We start from the raw sequence: 15,419 nt of genomic DNA on the forward strand, positions 1-15,419 counted from the left end.
TGTCTTTTCCTTACTTGGCAACGGTCTGATACGGCCAGCCGTTCATCCCTTTTTCCAGAATGAACAGACGGCTTTCGTCCACACCCTTGGCCTTGTAAAAATCATACGTCCGCTTTGCGCCGCCAGCGCCTCCAGGGCAGATGATCACGATGTCGTCTGTTGAAGTGGTGAGCTTGGGCATGATTGCGTCGAGCTTGGCGCGCTCTTCGTCAGTCTTCACGGGGTAGGCGTTGGTTTCAATGGAGCCGGGAAGGTGGCCTTTGGCAAATTGCTCCATCGGGCAGATGTCCACGATGGTCACGGCGTCGTGGTTGTCCAGATGGGTGCGCATGTCGTCCTGCGAAATGTACTTGTAGTCGGAAGCTCCGGCCAGGACAGGCAGAAGCAGGGCAGCAAGAGCAATAATAAGAATACGTTTCATCAGTACCTCCCAAGGTAGTTTGAGCAAGCTCTATGCAAATATCTCTATACTGTCTAGAGAAGCGGTCTATGGTAGCGGTTTGACACCAAATGATAAACGTAAAAAGGCGAGTCCGTTGTGGACCCGCCTTTGTGTATGGTTTGATCTGGGTGATCTAGGAACGGAATTTCTTTTCCGCTTCCTCTCTGAGGTCGTTCATCAATTCCTTGACGGTGACGATCTTGTCTACCAGGTAGGCATTGGCTCCGGCAAAGGCAAAGCCGTGCTTGAGTTTGCCTCTGTAGGCGTTTACCAAGGCCTGGGCGATGCAGTAGGGGGATTTCTCCTCAGCGCAGGAATGCAGGCATTTATGGACGCACTTTTTGGGTTGTTTCAGTCCGGTGGAAACCGCATCCAGGAAGGAGTTTTTCAAGGCGCGTCCGGGCATGCCGACAGGGCTCTTGATGATGGTTACGTCTTCTTTTTGCGCGTTAATGTAGGCTTGTTTGAACTGCTCGTCGGCGTCGCATTCTTCGGTAGCCACAAAGCGGGTACCCATTTGGACACCGGAAGCGCCGAGTTCAAGGAATTTGGCTATGTCTGCACCTGTGTAAACGCCGCCAGCCGCAATGACCGGAATGTTTTTGTGGTGTTTTTCACGGTACGGAGTCACGGCTTCGACCACGTCGGTGACGATGTTTTCGAGCTGGAATGCGGGGTCGTCGATCTGTTCGGCTTTGAAACCGAGGTGGCCGCCTGCTTTGGGGCCTTCAACAACGAAACCGTCCGGCAGATAGTCGAATTTGTTGGCCCATTTGCGGCACAAAATGGAGGCTGCACGACCGGAGGAGACGATGGGCACGAGCTTGGTGCGAATGTCTTCCTTCATTTCCTCGGACATCTCGCGGAGATACCCGGGAAGGTCCAGCGGCAGTCCGGCGCCGGAAATGATGACATCCACGCGTTCGCGGATGGAGGTGCGAACCATGTCGCCGTAGTTGGTCAGGGCGCACATGATGTTTACACCGAGCAGGCCGTCGGTCATTTTGCTGCGGGCCTTGCGGATTTCTTCGACAAGGCCGCGGCGGTCGGCTGCTTCGGGATCTTTGGCTCGCAGAGGATCACGCATGCCGATCATTGATGTTGCGATAACGCCAACGCCGCCTTCATTGGCCACGGCGCTTGCCAGGCCAGATAGGGATATTCCGACACCCATGCCGCCCTGAATGATGGGCAGCTTGGCTGTCAGGTCGCCGAATGAAAGATTCGGAAGTTTCATTGATATACCTCTTATAATAGTAATAATAGATGTCCCTTGCGCTGAATTCAAAACCAAGTCAAGTGAAACAGGCGTTTAAAAAAAATCTTATTTGTTATTGATAAAGTCATTAACTACTAACTCTGCGAAATACATGGAGCTCGTGAATGCAGGTGAAATTGAGTTGAGAATATGAACAGTGTTCACATGTCGTTTTATGACGAAATCCATGACAAGTTCGTGCGAGCGAATATCGACCAGTTGAGGACGGATTCCCACCTTGTCGCAGGGAAGAAAATCATTGGGCGTAAGATATTTTACCAGTTGCGCGGCATCGGAGAAAAAGTGTTTGAAGAAGTACTTTCGTGGTTCATCCAAAGCGATGTTTCTGAATTTCTTATTGGCCACGAACATGCGTGCGTCACGGAGAAGAATGGACAGAAATTCCGTGTCGATCCCCTTGAGCAGGCCGTAGTTTTCACGGCCGAATGCCGGGATGGCTGTGGGGCCGACATAGACGTCGCCGTGGACACTGCGGGTGAAATGGACGCCCAGAAAGGGATTTTTGATATTGGGGACAGGGTAGATTGAACCGTTGATCTTGTCTGCGGCCGGTTGCTTCAGTTTGCGATAAATCCCCTTGAAGGGGAGCAGCCGATAGTTTTTGCCAACGCCGAAAGCCTGTGCGACACGATCACTATAGGCGCCTGCTGCATTGATGAACAGTTCGTATTGAATGGTGCCTTGGCTGGTCTGAACCTGATTTTCGCCCGCACCAGTGAATCGGGTATCGAAGAAAAAGCGGACCTTGCCACTGTGTTCAAGTTCCCTCTGTATGGCTTTGAGGATATCCTTTGGGGCGACCACGGCGGTTTTGGGTGAGTACAGGGCGCGCCGTACTGTTTTGGCGTTGGGTTCAACCTCGGCGAGCTGCTTTTCGTCGAGCGTTTCGATTATGCCGCCATTGGCCCTGGCTCGTCGTTTCAATTCGTCCAGAGTGTCCAGCTCCGCTTCTGAGCGGGTCACGATGACCTTGCCCGATTTGAAAAGCGGCAGGGCGTTCTCTTCGCAGTACGCCTGCATCCGGCGGTTCCCTTCCAGGCACATTTTCGCTTTCAAGGTTCCAGGATCATAGTAAATCCCGGCATGGAGAACACCACTATTTCTTCCTGATGCGTGACGACCGAGTTCAGGCTCTTTATCGAAGATGATGATGTCGTCACAGCCCGATTTGATAAGTTCGCGGGCGATGGTCAGGCCGAGGATGCCAGCGCCGCATATGACTGTGTGCGCTGAATACACGATTTATCCTTTGGTAAGAAGTTCAAAACCGCTTCGCGTATCTTCCTTGCGAAGCATGTCGGTGTTCAGGATTTCCATGATGATGACTTCGCCTATGAGCCAGACATCCAGACCGGGACGTATGCAGCCGGTGTGTGTCTTGCCGTCACGGCCCAACGCTGCGTGCATATGTAGCACGGGTTCGCCTGATTCATTGGGGAAAAGCGTGCCCAGTCCAGCGACTTCATGCGCATTGGTGATAGGGAGGTGCATGGCCTTGATTGTCGGTGCATCGCCATTCTCGGGACCGGTGATAAGGGTACCGTTGTCTATGCCGCCGATCAGGGTACAGAATGCGGCCCTGATATTGTGGTTCTTGGCAAACTGTTCGATGCACCCCGGGACGCGTTCATTGTCTTCCAGGCGCAAGGTGAAGACCCGGCCAATAGTTCCTTCGCTGTATTGCATGATATTTCCTTTTGTTGCTGTTTATTTGCCACACGGTATTGAATAATCACACCAGGTGCAGCGCGTGCCCGGTTGCGGTGCGAAGTCTGCTGCCAGCAGCATATGTCTGACCAGTGTCTGCACCAACAGAGGCGTCATTTCTTCCACTGCTTCAGCGCGTTCTTCCGGTGTCCATTTGGGGCCGAACAGGAGTTGTTCGGAGCCGTTTTCACCCAATTTGATCAAGCCGGCATAAGCAGGATATTGGCGTTCACTGAGTGAGTACAGGTACAGATATGCTGGCAGTTGGACGCTCCGGATTTCCGCTGCCAGATCGGTCAGTAATGTCGGATCGATGACGTCCCGGCCATAGGATTCCAGCCGTTCGATCAATTCCATGTCCTGCCAGAATCCCTTCTTGGGCATGGGAGCGTTGCCTGTTTTGTAATCCAGGATGAAGATTTCCTGATCGCGTTGTTCAATACGGTCGATCTGTCCTGAAAAGGGGATGGCTGTACCGTCAATTTCCACCTGTGATTGCAGGCTTTTTTCCAATCCCATAAGCGTTGCCGTTTGTTGGGATGCCAAGAATTCGGTCAATCGGTAGCGACCGGTTTCCTTGAGGCCCATCCGGGTATCAAGGGGAAGGCGTGCAAAGAAATCACTGGCTGCAAAAATGTCATTGAACTTTTTCATCAACAGGGCCGCATCCAGTTTGCCAAGTTCGGTTTCAATCCCGATATACGGGGTGAGAAACTCTTTGAGAACTTCATGGATGAGCGAGCCGAACTCGCTGCGGTCACCGTCCTCATCCACGGATTGGATGGGTCTGACGCGTGTGAGGTAGGCATAGAAAAACTGCTTGGGACAGTTCATGTATCGGTCCAGTGAAGACGGAGACAGCCCCCTGCTGGTGAGTTTTTCGAGTAATGCCGAACGGATGGCATCGGTTACAGGAATGGCGTCCGGTCCTGATGGCAGCGGGCTGGCCGGGAAAGTTACCGAATGAATCAGGGCATCATCGGTATCGAGGATCTTTCCTTTTTTCTGCTCTTGTTCCCAGAGCAGTTGTTCAACGAAGCGGCTGCGTACGGATTTGGAATCAAGCAGGCCGGGTTGAACACCGCTTTGATAATAAATGACCGCTTCCTGTGCGCCCATGAGGAGTCGATAAAAGTTGTAGCCGGACACGTTGTCCCGTTCCCGTGCGTCGGGCAGACCGAGGAGCTTGCGTAATGGGTCGGGCAGCAAGGGATCATAGGGGTTGGTGCCGGGCAGACGCTCCTCTACCGCATCCAGAATGAACAGGCGCTTGAAGTGGAGTAGGCGTGTTTCCAGCACACCGAGTACCTGAAGTCCTGCCAATGGCTCCGGTTCGAATGAAACCCGCTCCTGTGAGAGCATGCGTCTGAGAAATGAGTAGAGCGTCGTCCTGCTGAATTCCTCATGACTGGCTTCGGCACTCTTGAGCTCAGGGATGACCGAACTGGTCAGCCTGAAGAGACATTCCGCATCAATAAGATAGGTGTGCCAGAGGCGTTCGCCCTGTGCGTGCAGAAGTGCCGCGAGGGTGTTCAGCGCATCGCCGACTTTGGCCAGGGTGTCGGCTTGTTCAAAGCTGGTCAGGCAGTGGCGCAATACTTCTTGTCGCAGGGGCTCGGCAACGAGTTTGTCCACTTCGTCAAGAATTTCATCTGTGTAAGGCGGCTCCCAAAGGAAGGGATCAACATACTTTTCTCCTTCCCTGATACGGGATTCCCAGATGTGGAGGACCTTACGCAGAGGTTTGTCATCCGGACCGAGAAGTCTGAGATAGGGATGCCTGATGAGGGCGATGAGGTCGCGCCAGTAGTAGCGGCCGTCATCCAGTCTGTTCTCTTGCAGGGTAAGCAGCGTCTCGATGAGTCGGGCTAATGAAGTCCGTTCCAGCGGATATCCCATGGAGATATTCGGCTCTTTTTCCGGGAGCATGTGAAGGATCGGCAGGAGCGCGCCTTCATCCGGCAGTACCACGGCTGTTTCATCCAGTCCGTCGGCTTCCTGCATGTCCTCTACCAGCCCCGCCAATTGTGAATGGCGGTCATACCCTTCACAGAACCGGACGGCCGGCTTTGTTTCGGCAGACTCTGCCCAGTCGGGAATTTCTGCGTGCGTCCGCCATCGTTCCAGCCAGGCCGAGTGTTCTGCTGCAGCCCAGTGAGGGCGGTTTGTATTGGCCATGGCCGGGTCGCCGTGAATGATCGGATGGAGTAAACCAGCCTGCCACAGCGTCTTGAAAAGTGTATCTTCTGCTCCGCTCAATGCATAAAATCCGGCTGCGATAATGGGCTTTCCGTTGAGCGATGTCTCAACGGCATCAAGGTGCTCAAGGATGTATTTCGCGCTCAACCCGGCAGTCGTCCATCCTTTGGCTCGGACTCGGTCAATGAACGCTTCGTGGATGGCCTGAATCTGCTCCAGTAGCCCTGCGGCATAGGAAGACACCTCGCCCTGCATGTATGTAAGGTCTTGAGGCGTGATATCCTGACGCAACAGATCGTCCATGAGTTTGGCGAGGCGAATGCCCCATGGCAGGAATGCCTCAAGATCCAGTTCAGGCAGGCGTGAAAGGAGACTGCCACTGCGGGTACGCAGGTCGTTGACTACCTCGAAAAGCAGGGTCACCAGATCGAGCTGGTTGGCCTGAATGAACGGCGTTTCTGACAGATTTCTGTGCAGACCGGAGACGAACTCGGCAATGGAGGTCATCTGCGGCATGAAGACCGGACGCGGCAGGGCGGCGTGTGCGGTCAGAAGCGCCTTGAGATGACGGCGCGGTCTGTTGTGCGGAAACAGCACTGTGAGGTCTGAAAAGTCCTCGCGCCGGACAAGGTACTCCGTGAGCGCGGGCATGAAATCAGTGTGCCAGGGGATGAGCGTAATGGGTTGCATCTATGCTTCCTCCCCGACCTGCTGGATTTCCTGTCGGTCAAGGTAGACCAGAAAACCCTGCGGTGTTCTGCCGTCGATCGCTTTGAGAATCTGCATGTATTCACGGACCTGTTCTGCATTTTTTGGAGTGGGCTGGCCGGTTTTGAAATCCACGATGATGGTGTCCTCGCCCCGATAGAGCAGATCCAGCCGTTTGAACTGTCCCTCTGCATCCATGACTTCAGGCTCGCGCAGACCTGTTGAGAGCCATGTGCGGAGCTGTTGCTGCCCGAGCGCCCAGGTGGACATGGTGATCAGGTCGGTCTTCAACTCGTCCAGTTCGGTCGAACTCAGTGAGCCCAGCGCCGGAAAGTCTTCCATGGCCATGCGGATGGCGCGTTCTCTGTCGGCCTGGTCGTCGCCGGTGATGCGCATGTGCTCCATGACCCGGTGGGCCACTTCGCCGCGCATGCGTTCGTTAAAGAAATATTCATCCAGATTGTGGCGATAGACCCGGAGACGAGGCAGCCACTCCATGAGGCTGACTTCCTGCTCGTTTGCAGGCAGGTCACGCGCTTGCGGTGTCGGCTGTGGGGTGGACGGAATCGTTTCGGTTGGCGTGATGCCCTGCTCGAAAATATCGTTTTCATCCAGTTCTAGAAACAGGTTCATGGCAGCCAGCGCGGGTGAGGATTCCGGTTTTTCCGTAAAGAATCCGTAGAGCTCCTCGCGTGCACGGGTCCAGGCCACATAGAGCAGGTTGAGTTGTTCGCGGACCGTGCGCCCCATGCTTTCATGGTAGGGAAGGCCCAGTTCTTTTTTCATGGGGGCGAGCAGAGTGTGTTCCTTGTAGTTCAGTACAGTGAAATCCTGATCTTTTTTTGCATCCCAATGATGGAAAGGGATGATGACTACCGGGAACTCCAGCCCCTTGGATTTGTGTATGGTCATGATGCGCACGGCATCAATGTTTTCGGGCAACGGAACCTTTTCCTGGTCTGATTTCTCATCCCAGAATTCCAGGAAAGCTGCGAGAGAGCCATACCCGTTTTCTTCGGCCAGATGGATGACTTCGAGAAAGCGACGGACATAGAGCTCGGAATCAGGGTGACGTTCCAGTACACGAAAGACGCGGATGGCTTCCTGTGTCAGGTCATAGGGAGTCATCAGCCCGGATTGGTTGTAAAAAGGTTCGATATAACGCTGCCAGTGCTCCGGGTAATCCTCTCGGAACTGGACGCCCAGCGGTTTCTTTGTGGGAATCGTGAGCCAATCCATAAGAGCGGATCTGTCCAGGCCTGATTCGGCCAGAAAGAGTTCGTTGCCGCTGATGAATGTCAGAAAAGCGACATCATCGCGCGGGTAGTCGAGGAAACCGAGGAGCCCAGCCAGTTGGCGGACAATGGGATGTCTGTCCAGTTGCAGGGAGTTCTCGGTGATCACCGGGATGTTCTTTTGCACAAGCAGGTCACAAACAAGGGTGGCGTGTTTGTGGGAACGGACCAGAATACCAATGTCACGGTAGCAGCGGCGGGCGCTCAGGTCGTCCATCAGCTCGTCCAGTCGTTCAAGGGCATGTTCTTCTATGTCGCTGTTTCTGCCGCCAGCCAGACGCTCCATGCGCACGTAGCCGCCGGTATTGCCGTTTTTTTCAGGGAGTGACTGGGAGCAATCGAGAAAGCTGCGGGTCAATTCAACGGCAAAGCGGGTCTTGAAATCTGCCGGAGCGGTTGAGAACAGGTTCTCAGCCAGTTCCGTGGTGAGGTCCGCATCTTCAAGATTGCTGAAAAAGGCATTGTTGAATTCAACGACATTCCTGTGACTGCGCCAGTTGTCGGGCAGGGTGTCGCCCTTGGCCTCTTCTACCAGCCCTGCGATGTCCGGCTGGGTCATGATTTCGTCGAACAGGGATGAGTCTCCGCCGCGCCAACTGTAGATGGCCTGCTTGACGTCGCCGACGAAATAGAGGCTGCCGCCTTTGGCGAGGCATTCCTGCGCGAGCGGGGTGATGGCATTCCATTGTTCCCTGCTGGTATCCTGAAATTCATCGATGAGCAGGTGATGCAGTCGGCACCCAAGGCGGCAGTATGCCTCGGACACGGTGTCTCCCTGGCTCAGCAGGGTGTTCACGTGTCCTGCAAGGCCGGAGCCGAGCACCATGCCGCGTTGTCGTTGCAATGTATCCAATCCATTGGCCAGTCGAAGGGCTATTTCGATGGCTGGGGCCAGGAAAAGCGCTCCCGCCAGTGTGGCGTGGGCTGCTGCGTAAGCGAAGCAGGCTTCCTTGAAGTGGGCATAGATCGCTTCTGCGTGGTCATCAACGTTGTCTTTTCCCGCCTTGTTCACGCAATCGCGAAAAGCATCCTTGTACAGATAGGCCGATTTGATTTCCGGGGTGTCGAAAAGCTCAAGGCCCTCGTATTTTGCCAGCAGTTTCTTGACGTTGGCCTGTACCGGCAGGCCGGATTCGTTCACGAGCACGACCATGGCGTTCACCGACCGTTTGAAGTCGGCGTATTCGGTGATCAGCAGTTCTCTGATGGTGTCCTGATCGGTCAATAGCGTGTTTGGTGCGGAAGAAAGATAGCCGACCAGCTCCTTGAGCCGCTTGCGGATGGTGTCCTGTACCCAGAATCCCTTGCGTCCTTCGAGGCGGACTAGGGTGTCCAGGGCATCGGCCAGCAGTTCGTATTCGTCTTCATTGGTTTCGCATATGGAGACGAAGTGGTCGAAAATGGCTTCGAACAATTCCTGTTCGTCAAAGACGATTTCAAAGTCAGGCTGAATGCCGAATTCCAGGGCAAAGAGGCGGAGCAGCAGGGCCAGCAGTGAGTCGATGGTGCGAATGTTCAGCCGGTGGTAGCGGCGCAGGATCGCTCCGAGGGTCTTGTGGGCTGTTTCCGGTGAGCAGATATCCTGTTGGTCCCCAATGCCAAGGGCCGCGCCTTTCAAGCCCGTGACGACCCGTTCTTTCATTTCGGTGGCAGCCTTGTTGGTGAAAGTGACCGCCAGGATTTCAGGCCAGGTGAATTGCTTGCCGGGAGTGTTGGTGCACACAAAGGGGGGCATTGAATCATCGCAACCGTCAAGCAGTGTCAGAAAACGACGGGTGAGCTGGTAGGTCTTCCCCGAACCTGCGGAAGCCTTGACCTGCTTGAGAAGTGACATGTGTTAACCCTCCGCGTTTTCGATACGCTTTTTTCTGGTTCCTGTGAGGACGACCAGCAGTACCGCCCCAAGAATGAGTGTACTTCCCGCATAGCCGATCACGGAGAATTTTTCACCAAATACCACATAGGCGGATATGGCCGCCACTACGGGTTCGAAGGTGGCGATTACCGAGGCGTGTGTTGCGTCCATTCGTTTAAGGCCGGCGTAATAGACTGAAAAAGCGCCGTAGGAAGTCACCAGCGCCATGCCGATGAGGAGCATCCACGTCTGGAGAGACTTTGGTGCGAAGTCGACGAACGGTAGAAGCAGCAGTGCGCCAAAGGGGAGCGCGTAGACGAAAATGGTTGGTGTGGCGTATCTGTAGAGGAACTTCTTCCCGAAGATGTAATATAGAGCGTAGGTGAAACCGGAGATGAGACCGGCGGCAAGTCCGAACAGGTTGAGTTCAATAGTGTCGCCGCTGAGCAGCTTCGGCCCCAGACTGATGCACGCGACGCCAAGAATGGTCATGACGACACAGAGTGTCTTGACAATGGTCATCTGCTCTTTGAGTACGATCCAGGACAGGAAAGCGACCCAGGCAGGAGCTGTGTACAGGAGAACCGCGGACATGGCCATGCCTATGTCCCGGATGGCCAGTTGATATACACCATAGAAGAGCGTGACGCAGATGAAGCCGAATGCGAGCAGGGCGGGCAGGTCTGCGCGGTGAACCCTGACTTGTTTGGTTGCAGAGGCGTGTGTGAAAAAAAAGATCCAAGCAAAGCTCGCGCGCCAGAACGCGATTTCTAATGCGCCGACGCCATCTGCCAATATAAAATTGGTAAAAATACCAATGACTCCCCACATGAGCGCCGCCGCAAGTACATAGATGAATCCCGCCATTTTACAACTCGACTTTGGTGCCGACTCCGGCAACTGATGCATGTTCATATACGAGGGCGGCGGTCATGACATCGTGTGAACCAATGCCCATGAGGACCGCACCACGTTTGCCTTCACGCACTCCCTGCTTCCTGCCCGCGCATATTTCGCCCATGTCGGCGTCTATGTCGTCTGGCAGGGGATAGCCGTTCTGGAAAAAGACGCCTTGTTTCTGCGTCCAGGCATATTGGTTGCGGTTGTCGCAGGTGAAGTGGGCGTCTGCGAAGACGTCTTCGCCAATGGCGGAGTCATAGTCCACCGCAATGGCGAGATGCGATTCTTTGAGCCATGATTGCAGTATGCCCCGCTCAGGATGTTCGACCATGGGCGTGCAGGTGATCAGCACATCTGTGTCGGAGACCGCCTCTTGGAGGTCGGCATGCTTGCTGATGGTTGCGTCTGGCAATTGGGGTTGCATGTCCGAAATGAATCTGTCCATGGATGCCTCTCGAATACCATAACATTTGACCGTGTTGAGTTTGGGAAAGACCGCTTGCATGGCCAGCAGGTTGACCCGCGCCTGGACGCCTGTGCCGACAATGGACATGGATTCGGTGTCAGGGGTGCCGAAGTGGCGGGCATAGACGCCTGAGGCTGCGCCGGTGCGCCAGGCAGTGATCCAGCCTGCGTCCATGACAGCTTGGGGCAGCCCGGTTTCCGGATCGGTGAGAAGCATGATGCCGGTGATGTACGGATGCCCTTTGGCAGGGTTGGTCGGATAGCCGGAGATGCATTTGACGCCGGCCTTGTCGATGCCTCCGCCAATGTAGCACGGCATGGCGTGGGTGAAACTGTTTTCCCTGGGGTGGATGCCTATCTTTGCAGGCATCTCGCCCTCACCACGGCCCATGGCAGCGAATCCGGTTTCAACCGCGTCCATGATTTCGGCCATTGAGATGCCGAGTTGGTCGATCTCATTGGCCGAGATCCAGAGTACTTCAGTTGTCATGACCGGGTCCTTCTATATGGGAAATATTCAGTTTGAGACCCGTTTTAGGACTATTTTAACTGTCAGTCAACGGGGATGGAAGTTCTTGCGGTTACCTTGTGTATGGGGGTAGAGTCTGCGCATGCCAGATCTGGATAAACATATCATCGAAAGCGGGCTGGAAGGCGTACGCCTGGACAAGGTGCTGAACGATTTCATGCCCGACACCGGCCTGCGGTATCGACGCAGATTGTGCGACGACGGGCGTGTATTGGTGGACGGCAAGGTCCGTAAGCCAGGATACAAGGTTCGAGCCGCTCAAGAGGTGACGATATCACAAGGAGCTACATATATGTCAGCAAGTGAACTCGGAGTGGAGATTGTTGCCCAAGGTCCGCTTTTCGCGGCAGTGTCCAAACCAAGAGGCGTCCATTCCGCTATTATTGCGGGAAGGGATGAGCCTAGTGTTGAGAGTGTTTTGGGAGAACTCTTCCCTGACGATTTACCGATTCTGTTGAATCGTTTGGACTATATGACTTCCGGCTTGTTGCTCGTGGCCGTGGATGGTACCGGCGTCGGAATGTATCAGAAGCTTGAAGATGCCGGTGAAATCAAGAAGTTCTACCTGGCCAAGGTCCTTGGGCGTCTGGACGGTATGGTTACGGTGAAAAATGCGCTGGATACGGACAACCGCAAGACGACCAGAGTCTTGGACGAAAAGGATGCTGATTCTCGACGCTGGACCGATGTGGATGACCTGTCTCATGATCATGGAACCAACACCAGTCAGGTTCGGTGTCTGATCATGAAAGGTGCTCGTCACCAGATTCGGGCGCATCTGGCGTCAATAGGACATCCGATTGTCGGTGATGCGTTGTATGGCGAGGCGACCGAAGAACAGATTCTCTATCTGCACCACCAACGCATTGAGTTCCCCGGTTTCGAGGCAGAGTGTCTGGCCGGATGGGAAGAGTAGCAGCGTATGTGGGCTGAACTGGGACTGGGAACCTGGATTGCTGTCACAGGGAAATTCCCGACTTTGTCCGGGCCGGTAACGACCAATGCGGCTCGGGCCATCGGAGTCGGGCTTATCGGTATTGGCGTCGTGGGGGCCCTTTTTTTTCCTCAATACAAGCTTGCCTGCACTGGAGTGGGGTTGGGCTATCTCGCCCTTGTCTTCTTTGTGGTTAGGGGGCGAAGACAAGAGCCGCCTGATGCTGCTGAGTGACCAGAAGCGCATCACTGGCGGTATTTGTGCTGACCAATACCGGCCACGATAAGTATGGATGCAAAAAGGCCCGGCTTCTTGTCAGAAGCCGGGCCTTATCTGTTTAAAAGAGCGTCAGCTATTTCTTTTTATCAAACGCTTCCTGCAACTTGCTGCCGAGGGAACCCAGACCATCCATGTTGAGGGAGGTAGTTTTCTTGGTGGGAGCGAAGTCCTTCCAGTCTCCATCATCCTCGACATCGCCGGTTGTCAGCGAGATCTTGCGTTCGCCTGCCTTGACCTGACCGATGACGATCTCAACTGTCTCACCACTGCGGAGGCGCTCAAAGGAAGAGGCCTTTTCTGAGCGGGTGTAGACGGATTTGGGCAGCAGGCCGGTGATGCCGGGTTCCAGCTGGATGAAGATGCCGAACTGCTCCTGCTTTTCAACAGTGCCTTCGACCTTCTGTCCTGCCTGATATTTTTCTTCGACATCCAACCACGGATCGCCTTCGGCGTCTTTCATGGACAGACCGATGCGGCGTTTTTCCAGATCAATGGACATGATCTTTACCGCAACCTGCTGGCCTTCGGAAACGAAGTCAGCGGGTTTGTTGATACGTTTGGTGTAACTCATCTGTGAGACGTGCACCAAACCATCCACACCGGGAGCAATCTCGACAAAGGCGCCGAAATCAGCCAGACGAACGACCTTGCCGGTTACCTTGTCGCCTTCGTTGAAGGTGGCGGAAATGGTGTCCCAGGGGTTCTGAGCCAGTTCCTTCATGGACAGGGATATTTTGAGGCGGCCTTTGTCATCGTGGTCGATCTTCGTGATCTTCGCCTTGACTTTCTGGCCTACGCTCACGGCTTCCTCGGGATGACCGATGCGGCCATAGGAAATCTGAGAGATGTGGACCAAACCGTCCAGGCCGGGAGCGATCTCAACGAATGCGCCAAAATCGGCCAAACGGGAGATGGTGCCTTCAACTTCATCGCCGACCTGTGTGTCGTTGACAAAGGTCTCGGCAGCTTCCGCAGCGTCGCGCTCAAGGAGCGTCCGGCGAGATACAACGATGTTGCGACCACGCTGTTCCAGCTTGGTGACCATGAACTCGAAGGTTTTGCCGACATACTCTTCAGGGTCTTCCACGTAGCGGTTGTCAATCTGACTCACCGGGCAGAATGCGCGGCGTTGCATCAGGGTGACGTTGAAACCGCCCTTGCAGGTGGACTCGACTTTACCTTCCACGGGCAGGCCGCTGGCTTTGGCTTCTTCAAGCATGGCCAGTCCGCCGATACCGGAGATGGCGCGTGAGAGCTTGATGCCACCGGAGTCCTTGCCGACAACGTACAGTTCAACGGTGTCACCGTCTTTCACTGTGCAGTTGCCGTCTTCGTCCAGCAGTTCTTCCCTTTCGACGACGCCGTCCAGTTTGGTGCCGGTGTCGACAAAGACGGATGTTTCGCCCACCTGGATGACAGTACCGGAGACCTTGTCGCCAATGTTCAGGTTGTCACCGCCGCCTTCACTGTACTGTTCGAACAGTTCGGCGAAGGATTCTTCACCTGCTTCCACGCCATTACGCTCTTTGAATTCTTCGGACACGATTGTTTACCAGCTGTGTAAAAGGTTATGTAAGTAAGGCTTTGGCGAAGTCCTTGCCATTGAACGGGCGAAGGTCTTCCATCTTTTCGCCGAGCCCCACAAAGGTGATCGGCAACTTGTTCTGCAATGTCACAGCCACGACTACACCACCTTTGGCGGTTCCGTCGAGCTTGGTCAGAATAATTTCATCCACACCCACGGCCTTATTGAACAGCTTTGTCTGTGACAGGGCGTTCTGACCGGTGGTTGCGTCAATGACCAGAATGTTGCGATGGGGGGCACCTTCGTGCTTTTTCCCGACGACACGCTGGATCTTCGTCAATTCTTCCATGAGATTTGTTTTGGTGTGCAGGCGGCCGGCCGTGTCGAGCAGCAGCAGGTCATATCCCTCGCTGGTCGCCTTGTCCATGGCCTCAAAGGCCACGGCTGCCGGGTCGCTGCCTTCGGCCTTGGCAAAGAAGTCCACGCCTATACGGTCTGCCCACACCTTGAGCTGGTCAATGGCCGCTGCACGGAAGGTGTCTCCCGCCGCGATGAGTACCTTGCGGCCCTGCATCTGTGCACGGTATGCAAGTTTTGCAATGGTAGTGGTCTTGCCGACACCGTTGACACCGACCATCATCAGTACTTCTGGCGGGTTCACGGCCTCAATGCGGGGCGGTACCTTGAAAATATCCTCCAGTTCGTCACGCAGAATATCCTTGAAATCGTCTGGATTGTCGGTCCCGGCTTTCTTTGCGCGAGCCTTGAGGTTCTCCATGAGTTCGTTGGCCGCTTCCATACCGACATCAGCCATGATCAGGATTTCCTCGAATTCCTCCCAGAAATCGTCATCCAGAGAGGAGTGGCTGGAGAGCAGGCTGTCAATACGCTTGGTGATCTGTTCCCGGGTCTTGGAGATACCTTCGGAAAGTTTGAGGAAGAGACGGTCGCGTTCATCTTCTTCGTCTTCCAGTTCAAGTGCCAGGGCGAGACGGTACTGGAGTTCGGACTTGAACTCGGGGACAGCCACGTAGCCCATATCGTCCAGCCAGTTTTCGAATTTTGAAATGAAATTCTGTGCTTCATTGTCCGGGGCACCCAAAGCCTTGAATAGGAAAGCGAGACGGTCCCAGAGAGCTGGTCCTTTTTCCGGAATACCTTCGACAATGATGTTCAACCATTGGGAGAGTTTGGGCTCTGCTTGACGCAGGGCAAGCGTCAGGCCTGCCTGCCAGTCCTCGGTCGGTGTCGGAGCAGCGTCGGTTGCGGGCTTTTCGGCAGAGGGTGTCGTTACCGGTTGGG

General features: G+C 54.7%; 12 protein-coding genes (1 of these 12 only partly in view). 2 read left to right on the forward strand and 10 right to left on the reverse strand.

Annotation, left to right across the window (positions count from 1 at the left end; all coding sequences use genetic code 11):
* Positions 1 to 10 precede the first annotated feature (10 nt).
* The 8 genes from SRBAKS_RS00855 to SRBAKS_RS00890 all read right to left on the reverse strand — a co-directional run bounded on the left by SRBAKS_RS00855 (position 11) and on the right by SRBAKS_RS00890 (position 11,340).
* Positions 11 to 421: a rhodanese-like domain-containing protein gene (locus SRBAKS_RS00855; protein ID WP_229592645.1), complete on the reverse strand. Its 411-nt coding sequence runs from the start codon at positions 419 to 421 to the stop codon at positions 11 to 13.
* A gap of 154 nt (positions 422 to 575) precedes the next feature.
* Entirely contained in the window at positions 576 to 1,679 is a 1,104-nt protein-coding gene (locus tag SRBAKS_RS00860) for an NAD(P)H-dependent flavin oxidoreductase (RefSeq protein WP_229592647.1), read from the reverse strand.
* Between the two features lie 87 nt (positions 1,680 to 1,766).
* The gene (gene lhgO, locus SRBAKS_RS00865) at positions 1,767 to 2,960 is read right to left on the reverse strand and encodes an L-2-hydroxyglutarate oxidase (RefSeq protein WP_229592649.1); all 1,194 of its coding nucleotides are present in this window, start codon (positions 2,958 to 2,960) and stop codon (positions 1,767 to 1,769) included.
* Between the two features lie 3 nt (positions 2,961 to 2,963).
* Positions 2,964 to 3,407 (reverse strand): PPC domain-containing DNA-binding protein, encoded by a 444-nt coding sequence (locus SRBAKS_RS00870; protein WP_229592651.1) that lies wholly within the window; start codon positions 3,405 to 3,407, stop codon positions 2,964 to 2,966.
* Between the two features lie 21 nt (positions 3,408 to 3,428).
* Positions 3,429 to 6,317 carry a PD-(D/E)XK nuclease family protein gene (locus SRBAKS_RS00875; protein WP_229592653.1) on the reverse strand — a complete coding sequence of 963 codons (2,889 nt, stop codon included), beginning with the start codon at positions 6,315 to 6,317 and terminating at the stop codon, positions 3,429 to 3,431.
* A complete protein-coding gene (locus tag SRBAKS_RS00880) occupies positions 6,318 to 9,464 on the reverse strand; it encodes a UvrD-helicase domain-containing protein (RefSeq protein ID WP_229592655.1) in 3,147 nt (1,048 codons plus the stop codon).
* 3 nt (positions 9,465 to 9,467) lie between these two features.
* Positions 9,468 to 10,352 (reverse strand): DMT family transporter, encoded by an 885-nt coding sequence (locus tag SRBAKS_RS00885; protein ID WP_229592657.1) that lies wholly within the window; start codon positions 10,350 to 10,352, stop codon positions 9,468 to 9,470.
* A 1-nt stretch (position 10,353) separates the two neighbouring features.
* Complete coding sequence (locus SRBAKS_RS00890) at positions 10,354 to 11,340, reverse strand: ornithine cyclodeaminase family protein (protein WP_229592659.1); 987 nt, start codon at positions 11,338 to 11,340, stop codon at positions 10,354 to 10,356.
* Between the two features lie 121 nt (positions 11,341 to 11,461).
* Between SRBAKS_RS00890 and SRBAKS_RS00895 the strand changes: the two genes are divergently transcribed.
* Both SRBAKS_RS00895 and SRBAKS_RS00900 read left to right on the forward strand, forming a co-directional pair.
* Complete coding sequence (locus tag SRBAKS_RS00895) at positions 11,462 to 12,295, forward strand: pseudouridine synthase (RefSeq protein WP_229592661.1); 834 nt, start codon at positions 11,462 to 11,464, stop codon at positions 12,293 to 12,295.
* Positions 12,296 to 12,301: 6 nt separating this feature from the next.
* On the forward strand, positions 12,302 to 12,547 hold the full coding sequence (locus SRBAKS_RS00900; RefSeq protein ID WP_229592663.1) for a hypothetical protein: 246 nt from the start codon (positions 12,302 to 12,304) through the stop codon (positions 12,545 to 12,547).
* Positions 12,548 to 12,665: 118 nt separating this feature from the next.
* Here SRBAKS_RS00900 and SRBAKS_RS00905 read toward each other — a convergent pair whose 3' ends face one another.
* Positions 12,666 to 14,135 (reverse strand): 30S ribosomal protein S1, encoded by a 1,470-nt coding sequence (locus SRBAKS_RS00905; RefSeq protein ID WP_229592665.1) that lies wholly within the window; start codon positions 14,133 to 14,135, stop codon positions 12,666 to 12,668.
* A gap of 25 nt (positions 14,136 to 14,160) precedes the next feature.
* A protein-coding gene (gene ftsY, locus SRBAKS_RS00910; protein ID WP_229592667.1) for a signal recognition particle-docking protein FtsY crosses the window boundary here: on the reverse strand, positions 14,161 to 15,419 show its 3' portion. Its footprint extends 148 nt past the window's final position; only the last 1,259 of its 1,407 coding nucleotides appear in the window; its start codon lies off the right edge, out of view; its stop codon occupies positions 14,161 to 14,163.

The sequence above is a fragment of the Pseudodesulfovibrio sediminis genome, from assembly GCF_020886695.1.
Lineage (GTDB): Bacteria > Desulfobacterota > Desulfovibrionia > Desulfovibrionales > Desulfovibrionaceae > Pseudodesulfovibrio > Pseudodesulfovibrio sediminis.

What these genes read in the sequence shown, in the direction of transcription:
- SRBAKS_RS00855 (WP_229592645.1), bottom strand. Translation starts at nt 421, where the DNA reads ATGAAACGTATTCTTATTATTGCTCTTGCTGCCCTGCTTCTGCCTGTC.
- SRBAKS_RS00860 (WP_229592647.1), bottom strand. Translation starts at nt 1,679, where the DNA reads ATGAAACTTCCGAATCTTTCATTCGGCGACCTGACAGCCAAGCTGCCC.
- SRBAKS_RS00870 (WP_229592651.1), bottom strand. Translation starts at nt 3,407, where the DNA reads ATGCAATACAGCGAAGGAACTATTGGCCGGGTCTTCACCTTGCGCCTG.
- SRBAKS_RS00875 (WP_229592653.1), bottom strand. Translation starts at nt 6,317, where the DNA reads ATGCAACCCATTACGCTCATCCCCTGGCACACTGATTTCATGCCCGCG.
- SRBAKS_RS00880 (WP_229592655.1), bottom strand. Translation starts at nt 9,464, where the DNA reads ATGTCACTTCTCAAGCAGGTCAAGGCTTCCGCAGGTTCGGGGAAGACC.
- SRBAKS_RS00885 (WP_229592657.1), bottom strand. Translation starts at nt 10,352, where the DNA reads ATGGCGGGATTCATCTATGTACTTGCGGCGGCGCTCATGTGGGGAGTC.
- SRBAKS_RS00890 (WP_229592659.1), bottom strand. Translation starts at nt 11,340, where the DNA reads ATGACAACTGAAGTACTCTGGATCTCGGCCAATGAGATCGACCAACTC.
- SRBAKS_RS00895 (WP_229592661.1), top strand. Translation starts at nt 11,462, where the DNA reads ATGCCAGATCTGGATAAACATATCATCGAAAGCGGGCTGGAAGGCGTA.
- SRBAKS_RS00900 (WP_229592663.1), top strand. Translation starts at nt 12,302, where the DNA reads ATGTGGGCTGAACTGGGACTGGGAACCTGGATTGCTGTCACAGGGAAA.